The sequence below is a fragment of the Pantoea sp. EKM101V genome, from assembly GCF_011800325.1.
In the GTDB taxonomy this organism is placed as follows: domain Bacteria; phylum Pseudomonadota; class Gammaproteobacteria; order Enterobacterales; family Enterobacteriaceae; genus Pantoea; species Pantoea anthophila.
This window is the reverse complement of sequence record NZ_JAALFP010000025.1, coordinates 1-2,802: the sequence shown is the minus strand read 5'-3', so window position 1 is coordinate 2,802 and position 2,802 is coordinate 1. Positions and strand designations below refer to the sequence as shown.

At 39.2% G+C, this 2,802-nt stretch carries 3 protein-coding genes and 1 pseudogene; all 4 read left to right on the top strand.

The annotated features are described in order from the left end of the window. Positions 1-354 (top strand): annotated as a pseudogene (locus HFD92_RS21405) (hypothetical protein); the annotation flags it as partial. Further along, positions 326-931, top strand: a complete 606-nt coding sequence (locus HFD92_RS21400; RefSeq protein WP_167429665.1) for a hypothetical protein — start codon at positions 326-328, stop codon at positions 929-931. The pseudogene HFD92_RS21405 and the gene HFD92_RS21400, both read left to right, overlap by 29 nt. A gap of 76 nt (positions 932-1,007) precedes the next feature. Then, positions 1,008-1,442, top strand: coding sequence for a type IV secretion protein Rhs (locus HFD92_RS21395; RefSeq protein WP_255461746.1), 435 nt, complete (start codon positions 1,008-1,010; stop codon positions 1,440-1,442). Positions 1,443-1,711: 269 nt separating this feature from the next. Then, positions 1,712-2,149 carry a hypothetical protein gene (locus HFD92_RS21390; RefSeq protein WP_167429664.1) on the top strand — a complete coding sequence of 146 codons (438 nt, stop codon included), beginning with the start codon at positions 1,712-1,714 and terminating at the stop codon, positions 2,147-2,149. Positions 2,150-2,802 lie beyond the last annotated feature (653 nt).

Below are 2,802 nucleotides of genomic sequence, written 5' to 3'. Positions count from 1 at the left end.
CCGATAGGGCTTGCTGGTGGGGTTAACCTTTATCAGTATGCGCCGAATCCGCTGAGCTGGGTGGATCCGCTGGGGCTCTCCAAATGCCATCTGGATAACCCGAAGAAAAAAGTAAATAGTGCTGAAATAGGAGATATTGTCAGAACCCCAACATCGCATCCGGAAGATTTTATTAAAGTTAAAGGAGGAGATTATAAGAACAACCACACTAACGAAATTTGGAGTAAAAGTAATACTTCGCATAGTGACAAGCAAGGTGAATGGAAAGTTGGCATAGGTAAGTCAGCACCAAAACCAAGGCATAAAATAACTATAGGCATGAGTGATGGTAAAATTATCAAAGTTGACAAATAGTTTTTCACTAAGTGATATTAATTTTTCTGGTTTTAGACAGTCAGAAAATTGGGTTGGTTATTTTGAAAAAAAAAGTGCTTTTTCATATAATTTAATTGATAAGGCAATCAATTTGTTTGAGGGATATTTCGGGGCTAGTGTTGATGAGGGTATTGTTCTGATTGCACTTTCATTCAATGATGAAAGAGAGGATGACGTTGATACTATAAAAAAATATGGGAGGTTATACGAGGATGTTAAAGGTAAAGGGTTAGTATTCCCTATGAATGATGATTTTGAAAACTATCTATATGGGGACTCCTGTTTACCTGCAGGTTCATTAAAGTTGAGCTTTGATGCTAATGACTTCAAAGATCTTTCTCGATTGTTAATGTGTCACGCAGGAGTAATTGGCCAGGTGTGTTTTTATATTAACTTATCAAAAAATGTGGCTATTTATCCTCATGATGATGTTGGATTCGGATGTATTGCTCTCAATTCTGATCCGAAAATAAGCAAGTCTTTCCTTAATTATTGTTCGAAAGATATGGATTTTGAAGTTTTCATTAACGAAGATGATGTGGTGGCGAAGATGTAAAAGAAGGATGTCGTTAATCATCAGTGAACAAACTAAAGGGATTGTTTAACTTACTATCGAATCTGTGTAGATAAGAATGAACTTAGAGCAAGAGGTCTTATTGGATATGGATGGTTTTTATCCTAAGCCAATAATAATTAATGAATGGGAGCCAGTTGCTGATTTGCTCTCTGATTCATTTAATTGGAAGGGTTCAAAGATAGACTGGAAGTCTTTAAAGTTACATGTTGAAAAGCCAATTGATTTCAAATCCACACAGATTGAAAAGGATGTTGAAGAGTTCATTGAAGAAAGTGGACTATATAACTTTATAAGTAGTGGGGTTGGGATTTTTTACATTAATGATTCCTCGCTTGACTTTGCGGTTTCGTTTGATTCAAAAACATTCATGTCTTTTGTAATTTATGTAATAAATAACATCCCTCAGCACCATTATTTTTTTGATAAGGAAGCGAAGTGGTGTTTTGCTATTACTGCAGAAGGCTATCTTGACTTTGGTATTAGGGGATGAATTGTATACTCTTGTTTAATTAAGAGGGGTGTTGATATTTTTATTACCTAATAAAAGCTTTAAATGATTCTATTAAAGTGTTAACAGGATTTTTATCCATGGTGTTCAGTCATTAATTTTAAGTGTTCTATGCTAATAGCGATGATGTTTCCCCAAATTGAAATCTATAACCAGGTTGACGGCCTGCCATTTCAAGCGTTAAAAGTCAATGAGGCAATTTATAAACTATTTCTGGTGAGTAATTTAATTTTAACAGGGATGACAATATCATGGAAAACATAGTATTTTTGTTTTTCTTTTTAGCGACTGCATATTTTATCTGGAGTAGTAAGATTTCCTATGGGAAAAGAACCCTGGTCCGTATAGGGAAAGCTTTTATCGGGGTTTTTATCGCCATTATTACTTTAGGCTTCGTTCTTAAAGCATTGGCAGCGATAATTCCAGGTTTTGCCAGGGACGCGGCGGGGGATTTAATGGAGGAGTTAGGGGTGTCATTACTGTTTGTATGGGGTATGAGGTATATACTTGTTGCATTGTGCAATATGTTTGGCACTATCATGGACTTCCACAAGAAGTATAACGCTGATAATTACAGGAAGTTTTCACCGATAACCAGCAAGCTGGCACCCTGGCTGTTCATTTTTTTAAAAATCATTCTTACTTTTGGCTCTATAGTCATTTATTACGGAATCTGGCTTGCGAATTAGATCAGGAAGGGGGACAGACTATGATTATCAGTACAGGATATGATTTTCCTCTTACGTCGGGTTTTTCTGACTAACAGATCCAGCAGCGTTTTTCTTACGTCTTGATGGTAAGTCATCAGATAACGCTAGTTTTGCGGATGCATTAACCCTGAAACGCACACTTCCGGTGGCGCCGTGTTCTCACGATGCACTTATCTGAAAGAGTACAACCGGAACAGCATCAGTGGAAACTTAATTCGCCATATGATGCATTGCAACAGTAAAAGACGCTTATCTGACAGGCAGCAATAGCCGCTTAATTCACCGATGCTTGTCAGTCCGGGTAATCACTATGTATTTATCGCATCACCATCCTTCTGCCGGTCGGTAGTCTGCGGTTCTGGAAACTCAGCTGTCGCGAGCAACTTACCGGCGCCATTGAGTTGTTCAGCACCGACGCGCGTCCTGACCATAAATTCAGAACCCATTCACCTTGCTGACTTGCTCTATCGTCAGTTTTGTCTGTACGGAAAAAAGACTATGTACTCACGTATTACCGCACAGCTGCCGGCGGACGGCCTGCTGTTCCACACGCTGAAGGGCACCGAGGCGCTGTCGCACCCGTTTGTGCTCACCGCCGAGCTGCTCTCCACCGACGCGCGCATCGACCGTCA